Source organism: Pseudomonas migulae, from assembly GCF_024169315.1.
Lineage (GTDB): Bacteria > Pseudomonadota > Gammaproteobacteria > Pseudomonadales > Pseudomonadaceae > Aquipseudomonas > Aquipseudomonas migulae_B.
This window is the reverse complement of the sequence record NZ_JALJWR010000001.1, coordinates 3,359,910-3,375,609: the sequence shown is the minus strand read 5'-3', so window position 1 is coordinate 3,375,609 and position 15,700 is coordinate 3,359,910. Positions and strand designations below refer to the sequence as shown.

The 15,700-nt window shown below is 60.5% G+C and carries 13 protein-coding genes; 2 read left to right on the top strand and 11 right to left on the bottom strand.

All coding sequences use genetic code 11. The annotated features are described in order from the left end of the window. Nucleotides 1-41: 41 nt before the first annotated feature. From J2Y86_RS15485 to J2Y86_RS15450, 8 genes are all read right to left on the bottom strand, one after another. Nucleotides 42-671, bottom strand: a complete 630-nt coding sequence (locus J2Y86_RS15485; RefSeq protein WP_253432971.1) for a glutathione S-transferase — start codon at nucleotides 669-671, stop codon at nucleotides 42-44. A 157-nt stretch (nucleotides 672-828) separates the two neighbouring features. Next, on the bottom strand, nucleotides 829-1,008 hold the full coding sequence (locus J2Y86_RS15480) for a hypothetical protein (RefSeq protein WP_253432968.1): 180 nt from the start codon (nucleotides 1,006-1,008) through the stop codon (nucleotides 829-831). Continuing rightward, on the bottom strand, nucleotides 1,005-2,135 hold the full coding sequence (locus J2Y86_RS15475; protein ID WP_253432965.1) for a PepSY-associated TM helix domain-containing protein: 1,131 nt from the start codon (nucleotides 2,133-2,135) through the stop codon (nucleotides 1,005-1,007). Before J2Y86_RS15475 ends, J2Y86_RS15480 begins: the two co-directional genes overlap by 4 nt. Before the next feature lie 72 nt (nucleotides 2,136-2,207). Beyond that, entirely contained in the window at nucleotides 2,208-4,649 is a 2,442-nt protein-coding gene (locus J2Y86_RS15470; RefSeq protein ID WP_253432962.1) for a TonB-dependent siderophore receptor, read from the bottom strand. 145 nt (nucleotides 4,650-4,794) lie between these two features. Then, the gene (locus tag J2Y86_RS15465) at nucleotides 4,795-5,766 is read right to left on the bottom strand and encodes a FecR domain-containing protein (RefSeq protein WP_253432958.1); all 972 of its coding nucleotides are present in this window, start codon (nucleotides 5,764-5,766) and stop codon (nucleotides 4,795-4,797) included. After that, a complete protein-coding gene (locus J2Y86_RS15460; RefSeq protein WP_253432955.1) occupies nucleotides 5,763-6,281 on the bottom strand; it encodes an RNA polymerase sigma factor in 519 nt (172 codons plus the stop codon). The genes J2Y86_RS15465 and J2Y86_RS15460 overlap by 4 nt, the downstream gene beginning before the upstream one ends. Nucleotides 6,282-6,521: 240 nt before the next feature. Beyond that, nucleotides 6,522-7,229, bottom strand: coding sequence for a 3'-5' exonuclease (locus tag J2Y86_RS15455; RefSeq protein ID WP_253432951.1), 708 nt, complete (start codon nucleotides 7,227-7,229; stop codon nucleotides 6,522-6,524). Next, the gene (locus J2Y86_RS15450) at nucleotides 7,226-9,166 is read right to left on the bottom strand and encodes a putative nucleotidyltransferase substrate binding domain-containing protein (RefSeq protein ID WP_253432948.1); all 1,941 of its coding nucleotides are present in this window, start codon (nucleotides 9,164-9,166) and stop codon (nucleotides 7,226-7,228) included. Before J2Y86_RS15450 ends, J2Y86_RS15455 begins: the two co-directional genes overlap by 4 nt. A gap of 254 nt (nucleotides 9,167-9,420) precedes the next feature. Between J2Y86_RS15450 and J2Y86_RS15445 the strand changes: the two genes are divergently transcribed. Further along, nucleotides 9,421-9,867, top strand: a complete 447-nt coding sequence (locus J2Y86_RS15445) for a response regulator (RefSeq protein WP_253432945.1) — start codon at nucleotides 9,421-9,423, stop codon at nucleotides 9,865-9,867. Between the two features lie 204 nt (nucleotides 9,868-10,071). Here J2Y86_RS15445 and J2Y86_RS15440 read toward each other — a convergent pair whose 3' ends face one another. Beyond that, nucleotides 10,072-12,249 carry a malate synthase G gene (locus J2Y86_RS15440; RefSeq protein ID WP_253432942.1) on the bottom strand — a complete coding sequence of 726 codons (2,178 nt, stop codon included), beginning with the start codon at nucleotides 12,247-12,249 and terminating at the stop codon, nucleotides 10,072-10,074. Nucleotides 12,250-12,817: 568 nt separating this feature from the next. On the opposite strand from J2Y86_RS15440, the gene J2Y86_RS15435 reads away from it, so the two are divergent. Continuing rightward, nucleotides 12,818-13,336, top strand: coding sequence for a glycine cleavage system protein R (locus J2Y86_RS15435; protein ID WP_017341159.1), 519 nt, complete (start codon nucleotides 12,818-12,820; stop codon nucleotides 13,334-13,336). A gap of 215 nt (nucleotides 13,337-13,551) precedes the next feature. On the opposite strand, the gene rarD is transcribed toward J2Y86_RS15435, so the two are convergent. Further along, nucleotides 13,552-14,439: an EamA family transporter RarD gene (gene rarD / locus J2Y86_RS15430; protein ID WP_253432939.1), complete on the bottom strand. Its 888-nt coding sequence runs from the start codon at nucleotides 14,437-14,439 to the stop codon at nucleotides 13,552-13,554. Between the two features lie 176 nt (nucleotides 14,440-14,615). Next, nucleotides 14,616-15,590 (bottom strand): serine/threonine protein kinase, encoded by a 975-nt coding sequence (locus J2Y86_RS15425; RefSeq protein WP_253432936.1) that lies wholly within the window; start codon nucleotides 15,588-15,590, stop codon nucleotides 14,616-14,618. Between the last annotated feature and the right edge of the window lie 110 nt (nucleotides 15,591-15,700).

Below are 15,700 nucleotides of genomic sequence, written 5' to 3'. Positions count from 1 at the left end.
TCACGAGAGTGACCAGGGAATTGGTTTTTGCTAATTAGTATTCAATTCGGCGGCTGGGTCTGCACCATCGAAGGCCGCTGACTCACCTCGAAATACCACGCGGCCAACTGCGGATTCGACTCGCGCCATTCCAGATCCGGATGGCGCAAATCCAGGTAACCCAACGCACACGCCACACTGATCGCCGCCACATCGAAATGGCTGGTCAGCTCGGCAATCGCGTCTTTTTCCAGCAACGCCAAAGCGCGGCGGATCTTGTCGCGCTGACCATCGAGCCATTGGTCCCAATGTTTCTCCGGGGCGCGCAGGGCGACTTCGTAACGCACCAGCACCGCAGCGTCCATGATCCCGTCGGCCAGGGAGGCCAGGGTCAGACGCCGCCATCGTGCCGAGCCTTCACGTGGGATCAGCGGGTTGCCGACGTGCTGGTGGTCGAGGTAATCGAGGATCACCCGACTGTCGTGAATGACGTTGCCGTCCGCCAGGCGCAGGGCCGGGATTTTGCTCAGCGGGTTGTCGTCGATCAGGGGCAGGTCCGGGTCGACCGGCGTCAGTACGCAGTTTTGCAGGGCGACGCGGTCTTGCTGACCGGTTTCGTGCAGCAGCACCATGACTTTGCGAACGAAGGGCGACAACGGGTTGTGGTAGAGGGTCATGCTCGGGGCGGACATGGCAGCATCTCGGTCGGCGGACAGTGTCGGGAGCATAACGCGTGGATCATGCAACTTGTAGGAGCGAAGCTTGCTCGCGAAGGGATCGACTCGGTCATTTAGACACACCGCGGTGATCCCTTCGCGAGCAAGCTTCGCTCCTACAGGTCAGGTGTTGTCAGCGGCGTTGCAGGAGGCCGCGCAGGGCGAGGATTGCGGGAACGCCCAGACCGAGCCAACTCAGGGCGTCCCACACGCCATCGCCCAGCAATGCCGCGAACAACCCGGCGGCACTGAGCAGGGCGATGACGGTGGGCGTGCCGAAGACCTTCCAGAAGTTCGACTGCCGAGGTTTCATACCACGCTCTCCGCTTTCTCCAGTACGGGTTTCGCGGCTTTGCGCCGCACCACCCAGAGGTAAACCCCGCTGCCGAGCACGATGATGGTCAGCACATCGAGGGTCGCCCAGAGGATTTGCATCGGCATGCCGCCGTAATCGCCGAAGTGCAGCGGCTGCGACATGCCCATGGCGTCCATGTACCACGGTCTTTCCGCCACGGCGGTGACTTGCAGGGTGCTGGCGTCGATCAACACCGGCGTCAGCAAATGCGAGGTCAGGTGCGTGCTGCCCTTCATGAACACCGCGTAATGGTGTTCGCTGGAAAACCGCGTGCCGGGAAAGGCGATGAAGTCGGGCTGCATGCCGGGCGCGACTTCCTTGGCGATGTCGAGCAGGCGGGTGGCCGGCGCCAGTTGCGTCAGGGGTGGTGCGTCGCGGTACGGCGCAACCATCGCGCTCAGGCTGTCGTTGCGCCACGCGGCGATCAACAGATCGGCGCAAGCACTGATGACGCCGGTGACGCCGACCACCAGCGCCCAGGTCAGGGTGACCACACCGATCAGGTTGTGCAGGTCGAGCCAGCGCAGGCGAGTGGATTTGTCCTGGCGCACGGTGGCGAATTTCAGCCGGCGCATGAACGGCAGGTACAGCACCGTTCCGGAAATAATGGCCACGACAAACATCAACCCCATGAACGCCAGCAGGAGCTTGCCCGGCAGGCCGGCAAACATGTCCACATGCAGGCGCAGCATGACCATCATGAAACCGCCGTTGGCCGACGGCATTTCCAGCGCCTCGCCGGTGCGGGCGTCGAGCATGAAGGTGTGGGACGAATTCGGTTCGGTGCCGGCGGTGGCCGCCATGATCGCGATCGCGGCATTGGGTTCGTCTTCGTCGAAGCCGAAATACTGCATGACTTCGCCGGGCCTATGTTTCTCCGCGGCCTGCACCAACTGCTGCAGATTCAGCTGTGGGGTGTCGGCCGGCATTGACTTCAACTCGGCGGCATCGCCCAGCAAGTGGTCGATCTCGTGATGGAAGATCAACGGCAAACCGGTGAGCGCCAGCATCAGCAGGAACACTGTGCAGATCAGGCTGGTCCAGGTGTGGACGAAGGACCAGCGGCGAATTGTTTTGCTTTTCATTTCTCAGCCTTCAGAAATACCAAAGCCGTCCTCGAAGGACGGCCTGGTTACAGGGCGTATCAGATCAAGCGTTTACCACTTGTACGTTGCACTGGCGACGACACTGCGCAGGTCACCGTAATAGCAGTAGAAGCCGTCACAGGTGGAAATGTAATCCTTGTTGAGCAGGTTGGTCGCGTTCACCGCCAGCGAGGCACCTTTCAAGCTGTTGTCCAGGCGGCCCAGGTCGTAATGAACCGCGGCGTCGAACACGGTATAGGCGTCAGCCTTGCCCAGCGTGGTGTTGCCCTGGTCGCCGTAAGTATTGCCGGTGTAACGCGCGCCGGCGCCAATGCCGAAGCCATCCAGCACGCCGTTGTGCCAGGTGTAATCGGTCCACAGCGAAGCCTGCTGGTTGGGCATCAGTTGCAGGCGGTTGCCTTTGAAGTCGCCTTTCTGCACTTCGGATTTGGCCAGGGTGTAGGCGGCGATGATTTTCAGGTTGTCGGTGACGTCGGAAACCGCTTCCAGCTCCAGGCCTTTGACTTTCACTTCACCGGTCTGGCTGGTGATCGGCACGTTGCCGACGGTGGTGGTGACGGAGACGTTTTTCTGGGTCAGGTCATACACCGCTGCGCTGAGCAAGGTATTGCTGCCCGGTGGCTGGTACTTGATGCCCAGTTCCCATTGCTGGCCCTCGGTCGGCTTGAACGACTCGGTAGGCGATGCGGTGGCGTTGCTGGTCGGCTGGAACGACTCGGCATAAGACAGATAAGGCACGATGCCGTTGTCGAATACATAGCTGATCGCCGCGTTGCCGCTGAATTTCTTGTCGCGTTCGGTGTTGGTGGCATCTACCTTGAAGAACTTGGTGCCGGTGTGGACCCAGTCCTCGCGACCGCCCAACGTCAGGCGCCATTGGTCCAGGGCCATCTGGTCCTGGACGTACAAACCGGTTTGATAGGTCTTCTGGTCCTGGTCATAGAACGCATCGGCACGTGGCGGACGAGTGATCGGCAAGCCGTATTGCGGAGTGTTGACGTTAATGTTCGGCGCGGTCCCGAAGATCGACAAGTAGTTGGTGTTGTTGCGCTGGTGATCCAGCCCGATCAGCAGGGTGTGGCGGACATCACCCGTGGAAAAGTCGCCCTGGAAGTTGTTGTCCACTGCGAATTGGCTGATGTCTTCTTCCACATTGGTGGTACCGCGCCCTGTGTTGCCCTGGTCGTCGACGACAAAACCGAACGCGGCAAACGCCGGGTTGTAGGCGTTGACGGTAATGGCCTGGAACGACAGGTCGGACTTGGTGTAACGCAGGTTCTGGCGGAACTGCCACACATCGTTCAGGCGATGTTCGAAGGCGTAGCCCAGCGCGTAGTAGGTGCGGTCGTAGTACTCGTAGTTCGGATCTCCCAGGTTCTTGTGGTGAGAGATATCGCCGAACGGCATGTCGATCCTGGTGCCCTGGATCGAGTGGAACTGGCTGGTGATGCCGGTATCGTCACGGGTGAACTGCGTGAGCAGGGTGAATTTGGTGTCGTCGTCAATGTTCCAGGTCAGGCTCGGCGCAATGTTGTAGCGCTTGTTGTCGATGTGGTCGATCTGCGTGCCGCTGTCGCGAACCACGCCGCTCACGCCGTAGAGGAACTGGCCTTCGTCGTCGATCTTGCCGGTGCTGGCGAAGTTGATCTGGCGGTGATTGTCACTGCCGTATTGCACCTGGATTTCGTTGCTCGACTCGGCGCTGGGACGACGGCTGACCATGTCCAGCAAACCGCCCGGCGGGGTCTGGCCATAGACCGACGAAGCCGGGCCGCGCAGCAGGGCGAGGCGGTCGAGGTTCCAGGTTTCCGGTTTCGGGTTGGCGTACACGCCTTTCGGCAGCGGCAAGCCGTCAAGGAACTGCGTCGGTTCAAAGCCACGTACTCGCAGCCAGTCGGTGCGGGTGTCGCTGCCGAAGCTGCTGGCGGTGATGCCGGGCATGTAGCGCACGGCGTCATCGAGGCTGTGCACGCTGCGGTCGTCCATTTGTTCGCGGGTGGCGATCGAAATCGAACGCGGTGCTTCGACCAGTGCGGTGTCGGTCTTGGTCCCTGCGGCGGTACGCTTGGCCAGGTAACCTTCCACCGGACCCCAAGCGCTTTCCGTGTTTTCCACGCCGATGATGGCGGTTTCCGGCAAGGCCATCACGCCTTCAGGCACGGCGACCAGGCTGTAGGTGCCGGTGCTGCTCTGTTCCAGTTGCAGACCGGTGCCGCGCAAGGCTGCCCGCAAGGCACCGGCTGCATCGTACTGGCCATTGACCGGTGCCGACGTCTTGCCCGCCGCCAATGCCGGATTCAGCGACAACGCCAGGCCGGACTGGCTGGCGATCTGGTTCAAGGTGCTGGCCAATGGAGCGGCCGGCAGGTTGTAAGCACGAACGCTGGACGCCTGTTCCGCAGCGATCAGTTGGCTGCTGGCCAGAGGAGTGCAAAGGGCAATGGCGACCGCCAGCAAACTGGGGCGCAACAAGGTGTCTAGCGAACGGGACATACGGCGGCTCCTGAAAGGGAATACTTCTCAATTGCCTAGGTGCCGAACGAAAAACCAAAAGTGATAGGGCTGGATGAAAATAATTTCGATTCAGCAATTGTGTTGAGGCTTGCCCGCGAAGGCGTCGGTTCATACACCGGAAATCTCAAGGCTTGGCTTCAGCCTTCGCCACCGTCACCCACCATTGCGTGTGCTGCTCGATCTGCACCGGCAAGGTCGGCAACAGGGCACTCAACGCCAGGTCGGTGTCGTGCAACGGGAAACTGCCGGTGATCCGCAGGTCGGCAACCTCTGGCGCAACACCAAGATGCCCACGCCGATAGCGCCCGAGTTCGTGGACCAGATCTTCCAGGCGCGCGTTGTCCACCACCAGCATGCCGCGGGTCCAGGCATCGGCGCCGAGGTTGAGCGCGATGATCGGCCCGAGGCCGTTGTTGCGCATCAGCACTTGCTGGCCTTCGCGCAGAATCTGTTCTTCAGCGCTCGACTCGGGATGAGCGGCCACGGCGGACTGCAGCACGCTCAGGCGCGTGCCTTCTTCCTCGCGCTTGACGAGGAATCTCGTGCCCAGTGCGCGCATGCTGCCTTCGCGGGTTTCGACGATAAACGGCCGGGCATCGCCATGGCCGGTTTCGACGAGGATTTCCCCGTCCTGAAGAATCACCCGGCGCTGCTTCTCATCAAAACGCACGTCCACGGCACTGTGGGTATTGAGGCTGATCACGGTGCCATCGCTCAGGCGCAAGGTGCGTTGCTCGCCGGTGGCAGTGCGCTGATCCGCCAGCCAGTAGTCGACCGGCAGATAACGCTCACCGGCGAACAGCGCCAGACCGATCACCGCGACAATGCTCGCCACGCCACTGCCCAGCTTGCGCACACGTCGGCGAATGCTTTCACGCGATTGCAGCAACGCGGTGCGGGCCGGGCCGCTGGCCACGCTGAAACGCTGATCGAGCATGCCCAACTGACGCCAGGCGCGGGCGTGCTCTTCGTGGGCGGCGTGCCACTTGGCGAACTCTTCGCGCTCCACCGGGTTGCCGGAGTCCAGCGACAATTGCCAGGCAATCGCCGCGTCCAGCACCTGCGCCGAAACCGGCTTGGAACTGACCGGGCTCATACCGGCTCACCGTACAGCGCGATGTAGCACTGACGAATGCCCTGGGCCAGATATTGACGCACCCGCGGCACCGACACCCCCAGACGCTGGGCGATTTCCGCGTGGCCGAGGCCGTCGAGCCGGTTGTAGAGAAACGCTGCCCGGGCCTTGCTCGAGAGCTGGCCGAGGAGGCGATCGATGTTTTTCAGGTCTTCGAGGATCAGTTGCTGTTCCTCCACCGACGGTTGTTCGCCTTCGGGGATCAGCATCAGTTCGGTGAGATAAGCCTGTTCCAGCGCGGCGCGGCGGAAGTAGTCGAACAGCAGGCCCTTGGCGATCGCCACCAGAAACGCCCGAGGTTCGCGCGGTTCGTTCAGTTGATCACGGCCCAGCAACCGCACGAAGGTGTCCTGACTCAGGTCTTCGGCCCGTTGCGGGCAAGCGACATTGCGTCGAAGCCAGGCCAATAGCCAACTGCGATGGTCGCGATATAACGCACCGACGAGCTCACTGTGGGGGCTTTGGACTGACGACACGCAGCATCACCGATTGGGAAGTGTTAACTAACGAGAATTGTTCGCGATTGTGGCAGAGGCGGGGGAGGTAAGCAATTGGCCACTGGTCAGGTGGGTAGTGGGCAGTTAGACCGCGTTATCGTTCTTCGCGGGCAAGCCACGCTCCCACAGGGTTTTGTGTCGTTCACCTGTTTTGCGAACGACACAACACCTGTAGGAGCGAGGCTTGCCCGCGAAGGCGTCAGAACAGACACCACAAATTCAGAAAGAAGGCGCGCGCTGCCTGCGTTTCCACTGACTCACCCGCTGCTGCAAATTCAACGGACTGTGAATCTGCTGCTGCCGCGCCCGGCTGAACAGGATCAACGCCAGTTCCGCCGTCGCCAGCGCATCGGCACTGGCGTTGTGACGCTCGAACACTTCGAGCTTGAACCAGTCGATCCACTCATCCAGCCCCGCTTCGCGAATATGCGCCTGAGGGCACAACAGCGGCGCGATATCCGCCACATCCAGAAACGGATGCTGCAGCTTGTAACCCAGATGATCCTTCAATGCGCGCCCGAGCATGTGCTGATCGAACGGCGCATGGAACGCCAGCACCGGGCTGTCACCCACAAACTCCATGAACTCGAGCAGGGCCTGCGCCGGATCACTGCCGGCGGCAATCGCACTCGGCCCCAAGCCATGGATCAACACGCTGGGCGCCAATTTCATGTCCGTGCATTGAAGGGTGCGTTCGAACTGCTGGCTGAAGTCGATCGCTCCGTCTTCAATCACCACCGCGCCGATGGACAGCACGCGATCCTTGTTCATATTCAACCCGGTGGTTTCCAGGTCCAGCACCACCCAGCGCTGTTCGCGCAGGCTGCATTCGCTCAGCTCGGCGCCCGCCGGCAAGGCTCTCAGACGTTGCTGCAATTCGCCGGTCAACATCGGCCCCGCCGGGCGCAACCACGAAAACAGGCTCATAGCTGATACCGCAGCGTCAGGCTGCTTTGCAGGCGCTGGGCCTGGCGCAGGGATTCGCGCAGTATCCTGCGGTCCAGATGATTGAGACTGTCGGGATCGACCCGGTTGGAGTAGGGCAAATTCTCCCGGGTCTGTAGCTGATGTTGCTGCATGCGGGTTTGCTGGATGAAGTGATACGCCTCTTCGTAGGCCGCACCGTCCAGCCGTTCGATGACTTCTTTTTCGACCAGTTGGCGAAAGCGCTCCAGCGTATTGTTGGCCTCGATGCCGTGGGCCAGTGCGAGCAATCGGGCGCCGTCGACAAAGGGCGTCAGGCCCTGGACTTTCAGGTCCAGCGTCGCTTTCTCGCCGTTCTTGCGCGCCAATACGAACTCGCGGAAACGGCCTACGGGCGGACGGTTGCGCAGGGCGTTCTCGGCCATCATCCGCTGGAACAGCCGGTTGTCGGCGACCTGATCGAGAATCCCGCGGCGCAACTGCTCGCAACTTTGCTCATCGCCCCAGACCACGCGCAGGTCGAAATAGATGCTCGAACCGAGCAGGTTCTCCGGCGTCGCTTCACGAATGAACGCCGCAAAACGCCGCGCCCATTCAGCTCGGGACAAACACAGCTCGGGGTTGCCGGCCATGATGTTGCCTTTGCACAGGGTAAAGCCGCAGAGCGCCAGGCTCTGGTTGATGTGTTGAGCGATGGGCAGCAGCTTGCCGCGAATTTCGGCGGCATGCGCGGCGTCCCGCGCTTCGAACAGAATGCCGTTGTCCTGATCGGTGTGCAGCGTTTGCTCGCGGCGGCCTTCGCTGCCGAAACACAGCCAACTGAACGGCACGCCGGGGTCGCCTTTCTCGGCGAGGGTCAGTTCGATCACCCGGCACACGGTGTGGTCGTTGAGCAGGGTGATGATGTGGGTGATCTGGGTCGAAGACGCACCGTGGGCCAGCATGCGCTCCACCAGTTGGCCGATTTCGCCGCGCATCGCCACCAGGTTTTCCACGCGCTGGGCGCTGCGGATGGTGCGCGCCAGATGCACCAGATCGACCCGTTGCAACGAAAACAGGTCACGCTCCGAGACCACGCCGCACAGGCGCTGATCCTTGACCAGGCAAACGTGGGCGATATGCCGCTCGGTCATGGCAATCGCTGCATCGAAGGCGCTGTGGTCCGGCGTCAGGAAAAACGGCGCCCGGGTCATGTGCGATTCGATGGCTTCGTTGAAGTCGTTGGTGCCTTCGGCCACGACGTGGCGCAGGTCACGCAGGGTGAAAATGCCCAGCGGCGCCTTGTGTTCATCGACCACCACAATGCTGCCGACCTGCTGCTCGTGCATCAGCGTCACCGCTTCACGCAAAGGCGTTGCGGGGCTGCACGTCACCGGATGGCGCATGGCCAATTCGCCAAGGCGCGTATTCAGGGAATATTGAGTGCCGAGGGTTTCCACGGCTTTTTGCTGGACTTGCTGGTTGACCTGATCCAGCAAACTGCTGACGCCGCGTAGGGCAAAGTCGCGAAACGCGTTGGAAAGCGCGAACAGTTTGATGAACGCCAGCTTGTTCAGCTGTAGGCAAAAGGTGTCTTCGGCGGCCAGATGTTCGGTGCGCGTTGCACGTTCACCCAGCAGCGCGGCGAGGGGAAAGCACTCGCCGGTGGTGATTTCGAAGGTGGTTTCGGTGCCGCCCTTGGCCGTGTGGGGGCGTTCACCCACCACGCGCCCCTGTTTGACGATGTAGAAATGCTCAACCGGGCCATCGGCGGGCTTGATGATGCTCTCGCCGGGCGCATAAAAACGCAGCTGACATTGTTCCACCAGGTACGCCAGGTGCGCGTGTTCCATTTGATTGAAGGGCGGGAAACGCTGAAGGAATTGCAATGTGCCCTGGATGTTCTGCAACACCGCGGTTTTCCCTGCCTGTGTGAAGGCGTCCGCTTTACTCATAACCATTACCGCAGTCTTTTTTCGAATTGTTGTTGTCGGATGACTTAGCCATGGTCGGCCCCGAAACGCGGAGTGCCCATTGGACGTAAGTCTAGGTCGGGCCTTTCGCTGATGAAATTTCGGAAATTCCTTACGCAATTGTGGGAAGAATCTATCCTTTCTCCTATAGGAAATAAATCCGACGAAGTGCACATTCAAGGTCTGCTTAGCGATGTCTCACCACTGTGCTAGGGAATGAAATTGAATATTTAGAGAAAGCTATGTCCGACCACGATATTTTGAGTGACGCCGAGCGCGAGGCGCTGAGTGCCGTCATGCTGGAACCCGACCTGCCGCCGCAACGGGTGCTGATCGTTGATGACGATAAAGATGCGCGTGAGCTGTTGTCGGAAATCCTGGGTCTGGATGGCATTCGTTGCATGACTGCGGCCAGCGGCGAGACCGCCCTCAAGATGTTGAGCGAGAAACCCTCCATTGGCCTGGTGATTACTGACCTGCGCATGGGGCACATCGATGGTCTGGACCTGATCCGTCAGGTTCGAGAGTCGGTTCGGGCGGCCATGCCGATCATCATCGTTTCCGGGGATGCCGACGTGAAGGACGCGATTGCCGCCATGCATCTGAGCGTGGTGGATTTTCTGCTCAAGCCCATCGATACCGTCAAATTGTTGGGGTTGGTCAAGCATGAGTTGGGGATGGAGCCCTGATCCAGGTTATAGGTTGCCTGTTTGATCGCCTTCGCTGGCAAGCCAGCTCCCACAGGGTTTTGTGTCGTATTCAGAATTTCCATTCGACACAAAACCCTGTGGGAGCGTGGCTTGCCCGCGAAGGCCGCACTGCCGATATCAAGTGAACAAAAAAGGCCCTGATCCGAAGATCAGGGCCTTTTTTTGTCCAGCATCACCGCTCAGTTACAGGCCATTCGCAGCCTTGAACTCGCGACGACGACGGTGCAGCACCGGCTCGGTGTAGCCGTTCGGCTGTTTGGTGCCTTCGACCACCAGTTCGACCGCCGCCTGGAAGGCGATGTTGCTGTCGAAATCCGGTGCCAGCGGGCGGTACAGCGCGTCGTTGGCGTTCTGACGGTCAACCACCGGCGCCATGCGCTTGAGGCTTTCCATCACTTGGTCTTCAGTGACGATACCGTGGCGCAGCCAGTTGGCGATGTGCTGGCTGGAAATCCGCAGCGTGGCACGGTCTTCCATCAGGCCGACGTCGTTGATGTCCGGCACTTTCGAGCAGCCAACACCCTGGTCGATCCAGCGCACTACATAACCGAGAATGCCCTGGGCGTTGTTGTCCAGTTCGTTCTTGATCTGTTCCGCCGTCCACTGCGGGTTCACCGCCAGGGGGATGGTCAGGATGTCGTCCACCGAAGCGCGCGCACGTTTGGCCAGTTCGGCCTGGCGGGCGAACACATCGACCTTGTGGTAATGCAATGCGTGCAACGCCGCGGCGGTTGGTGATGGAACCCAGGCCGTGTTGGCGCCGGCCAGCGGGTGAGCGATTTTCTGCTCCAGCATCGCCGCCATCAGGTCGGGCATCGCCCACATGCCTTTACCGATCTGCGCGCGACCTTGCAGGCCGGTGCTCAAACCGATATCGACGTTCCAGTTCTCGTAGGCGCCGATCCACTTCTCAGCCTTCATGTCGGCCTTGCGCACCATCGGGCCGGCTTCCATGGAGGTGTGGATTTCATCGCCGGTACGGTCGAGGAAGCCGGTGTTGATGAACACCACGCGCTCGCTGGCGGCCTTGATGCACGCCTTGAGGTTGACCGTGGTGCGGCGCTCCTCGTCCATGATCCCGACTTTCAGGGTGTTGCGCGGCAGACCGAGCACTTCTTCGACACGGCCAAACAGCTCGTTGGTGAACGCGGCTTCTTCCGGGCCGTGCATCTTCGGCTTCACGATGTAGACCGAGCCGGTACGGCTGTTCTTGCGCGAGTTGTTGCCGTTGAGGCTGTGGGTCGCTGCGAGGCTGGTCACCAGGCCATCAAGAATGCCTTCCGGCACTTCGTTGCCGTCTTTATCGAGAATCGCATCGATGGTCATCAGGTGACCCACGTTGCGCACGAACAACAGCGAACGACCGTGCAGGCTCAGTTCCTTGCCATCGACACCGGTGTAGGTGCGGTCGGCGTTCATGGTGCGGGTAAAGGTCTGACCGCCCTTGGAGACTTCTTCCGACAGATCGCCCTTCATCAGGCCGAGCCAGTTGCGGTAGATCACCACTTTGTCATCGGCATCGACGGCGGCGACGGAGTCTTCGCAGTCCATGATGGTGGTCAGTGCAGCTTCCATCAGGATGTCTTTGACGCCGGCCGCGTCGGTCTGGCCGACCGGGGTGCTGGCGTCGACCTGGATTTCGAAGTGCAGGCCGTTGTTCTTCAACAGGATCGCGGTCGGTGCCGCTGCATCGCCATGGAAGCCGATCAGTTGGGCATCATTGCGCAGGCCGCTGTTGCTGCCGCCTTTAAGGGCGACCACCAGTTTGCCGTCAACGATCTTGTAGCCGGTGGAGTCGACGTGGGAGCCAGCAGCCAATGGCGCGGCTTCGTCGAGGAAGGCACGGGCGAAGGCGATGACCTTGTCGCCGCGAACCTTGTTGTAGCCTTTGCCTTTTTCCGCGCCGTCAGCTTCGCTGATGGCGTCGGTGCCGTAGAGCGCGTCGTACAGCGAACCCCAGCGGGCATTCGAAGCGTTGAGCGCGAAGCGGGCGTTCATCACCGGCACCACGAGCTGTGGACCGGCCATGCGGGCGATTTCTTCATCGACGTTTTGCGTCGTTGCCTGGAAATCGGCCGCTTCTGGCAGCAGATAACCGATGTCTTGCAGGAAGGCTTTATAGGCCACGGCATCGTGCGCCTGACCGGCACGCGCTTGGTGCCAGCCATCGATACGAGCCTGGAAATCATCGCGTTTGGCGAGTAGGGCTTTGTTCTTCGGCGCCAGGTCGTGAATGACCTTGTCGGCACCGGCCCAGAATTTGTCGGCGGTGAGGCCGGTTCCGGGAATGGCTTCGTTGTTCACGAAGTCGAACAGGACTTTGGCGACCTGCAGGCCACCGACTTGAACGTGTTCAGTCATTGCTTGCCTCACTCTGCTCAGCTATTTCGCTTTTCAGCTCTTCAAATTAACAATGAAGCCTTGGCTATTTAAACCACAAACCCCTTCCACCAGTACATGCCATTTCGGGCGGCTGGGATGGAACCGATCAACGGCGTTGAGGCCTTGCTGATAGGGCTTTCAGGGCTGCGACCGCGCCTGTGGCAGACATCGATCCAACGTTATGTAGTGCGCGCTGCGGCATACTACATGATCAATTGCGGTTGTGAAAATTAGACTAATTACGTCGTTCTGCGACCCCGTGACGCATTGCAGTCACGCCGGGGATAGGGATGTTCTCAAAAAAGTATGAGATTGTTCCAGTTAAATATAAGAAGTTGTACACGATTTGTTTTTTCAGATAGATCGGCGGTGTCCCATTCGCGGGCAAGCCCGCTCCCACAGGGATCGCGCAGGACCTTGTGGGAGCGGGCTTGCCCACGATGAGGCCAGTCCGGACGACATTGAGTCCGGGTCTGCCCAAAGCATCGGTCAACCCTTGCCTATACTTGCCTTTCTATAACAAAAGTCATGACCAGAGGGCTGCGCCATGGACCACCTCGTACTCACTGTTTTCGCACCGGACAAACCTGGGCAGGTCGAGCGCATCGCCCAGTGCATTGCCGAGCACGGCGGCAACTGGCTGGAAAGCCGCATGTCACGCATGGCCGGGCAGTTCGCCGGGATTCTTCGGGTGGGCGTGCCGGCCGAGGCCTACGAGAAATTGGTCGATGCCCTGCAGGCGTTGTCGGCCCATGGCATTCGCGTGCTGATTGCCGAAAGCGGCATCGAACAATCCTGCACCTGGAAACCGATTGCCATGGAACTGGTAGGCAATGATCGCCCCGGGATCGTGCGCGACATCACGCGTCTGTTGAGTGAGCAGGGGGTCAATCTGGAACGGCTGGTCACCGAAGTACGCCCGGCGCCGATGAGCAGCGAGCCGCTGTTCCACGCCGAAGCGATCCTCGCCGTGCCGCTGACCCTGTCTTTGGATGTGTTGCAGTCGCGCCTGGAAACCCTGGCGGATGATTTGATGGTGGAGTTGGTCTTGCGCAGCGAACCCTGACAGGGTTATCCAAGTTATACGTGCACCTGCCTGTGGATAACCTGTAGAGACAGCCCGCCAGCCCACGCCGGCTGGGCTTCTTCAGCAACTGATCAAAAAACCATCAGATTCAACAAGTTGCGCACAAACGCCGGGGATCACGCTGTGGATAACCTTGGGAAGGATCGATGCAGGCCACGAACTACGTGGCCTGTAGAGGTTCGTACGATTTTTGATCAGCTACGACGGCGCAGACTTATCCACGCATCGACGCTGTAGACCGCCAGCCCGGTCCAGATAAAGATAAACGCCACCAGTGTGCTGGACGACAAGTGTTCGCCAAACAGCAGCACGGCTTGCAACAGCACCAATGTCGGCGCCAGGTACTGGAGAAATCCCAACGTGGTGTAGGGCAAATGCCGTGCGGCGGCGTTGAAACACACCAGCGGCACCAGCGTCACCGGTCCGGCGGCAACCAGCCACCAGGCTTCGGTAGTCGTCCAGAACTCGGGCTGAGCGCTCATGGCCGTCTGATTGAATAGCAGCCAGGCCACGGCAATCGGCACCAACATCCAGGTTTCCACCACCAGTCCCGGTAGCGCCTTGACCGGCGCCTGCTTGCGGATCAGACCATAGAAGCCAAACGTCAGCGCCAGCATCAGCGATACCCATGGCAGGCTGCCGACTTGCCACACCTGCTGCGCCACACCGACCGCGGCCAGACCCACGGCGATCCACTGCATGCGCCGCAGCCGTTCGCCGAGGATCAACATGCCCAGCAACACGTTCACCAGCGGGTTGATGTAGTAGCCGAGGCTGGCTTCGAGCATGCGCCCGTTGTTCACCGACCAGACATACGTCAACCAGTTGGCCGCGATCAGCGTGCCGCTCAGCGCGAGGATCGCCAGCCGTTTCGGGTTGTCACGCAACTCGCGCCACCAGCCCGGATGCTTCCACACCATCAGCAGCAAGGCACCGAACAGCGCAGACCAGAGCACGCGGTGGATGATGATCTCCACGGCGGGCACGTTGGCGATGGCTTTGAAGTAGATCGGGAACAGACCCCAGATGATGTAGGCACTCAGGCCCAGGATGTACCCGCGACGCGGGTTGGCGGCTTGCATGCAGAATCCTTGCTTAGGCAGCTAACTAAAAAGGGGATTGTAAGGATATTTCTTGCTATGTGCTGATCCCTTGTAGGCGCGAGGCTTGCCCGCGAAGAACGATAACGCGGTGTATCAGGCTGACCGCGTTATCGTTCTTCGCGGGCAAGCCTCGCTCCTACAGGGGATAGCGGTGGTCAGAAGAGTTTGAGGGGTTCTTCGTTGAGCGCAGCCAGTTGCTCACGCAACGCCAACACCTGATCCCCCCAGTACCGCTCGGTCCCGAACCACGGAAAACTGTGCGGGAACGCCGGGTCGTCCCAGCGGCGGGCGAGCCAGGCGCTGTAGTGCATCAGGCGCAATGCGCGCAGCGGCTCGATCAGCGCCAGTTCCCGCGGGTCGAAGTCGTGAAATTCGTTATAGCCGTCCATCAATTCCGACAGTTGGCCCAGACATTCCTGACGATCGCCGGCGAGCATCATCCAGATGTCCTGCACCGCCGGGCCCATGCGGCAGTCGTCGAGGTCGACGATGTGGAACATTTCGTCGCGGCACATCATGTTGCCGGGATGGCAATCACCGTGCATGCGGATGTTCTGGTGCGGCGTGACGTTGTAGACGTCTTCCACACGCTTGAGCAGGTCGCGGGCCACGGACTCGTAGGCCGGCAGCAGGCTTTTGGGAATGAAATTGCCTTCGAGCAGCGTCGTCAGCGAATCGTGACCGAAGTTCTTCACGCCCAGCGCTTCGCGGTGCTCGAAGGGTTTTGTCGAGCCCACGGCATGCAGGCGGCCGAGCAGTTGGCCAAGGCGATACAGCTGATCGAGATTTCCCGGCTCCGGCGCGCGGCCGCCGCGGCGAGGGAACAGGGTGAAACGGAAACCGTTGTGTTCGTGCAGGCTGGCACCGTTGTGAATCATCGGCGCCACCACCGGTACGTCGCACTCGGCGAGTTCAAAGGTGAACTGATGCTCTTCGAGAATCGCTTCGTTGGTCCAGCGCTGCGGGCGGTAGAACTTGGCGATCAGCGGCTCGGAGTCTTCGATGCCGACCTGATAGACGCGGTTTTCGTAGCTGTTGAGCGCCAGGATGCGCGCGTCGCTGAGAAAGCCGATGCTTTCGACGGCATCGAGCACGAGGTCTGGGGTGAGGGTTGCAAACGGGTGGGCCATGCTGACTCCTGCGCGCAGCAGGCTGCCGCGTCCGGCCAAGCATGGTAGCGCAGACGGGGCTTCTATAGTGGTTGGGCTTGAGATGAGTGTTGTTTGAGCTGACGTCTTCG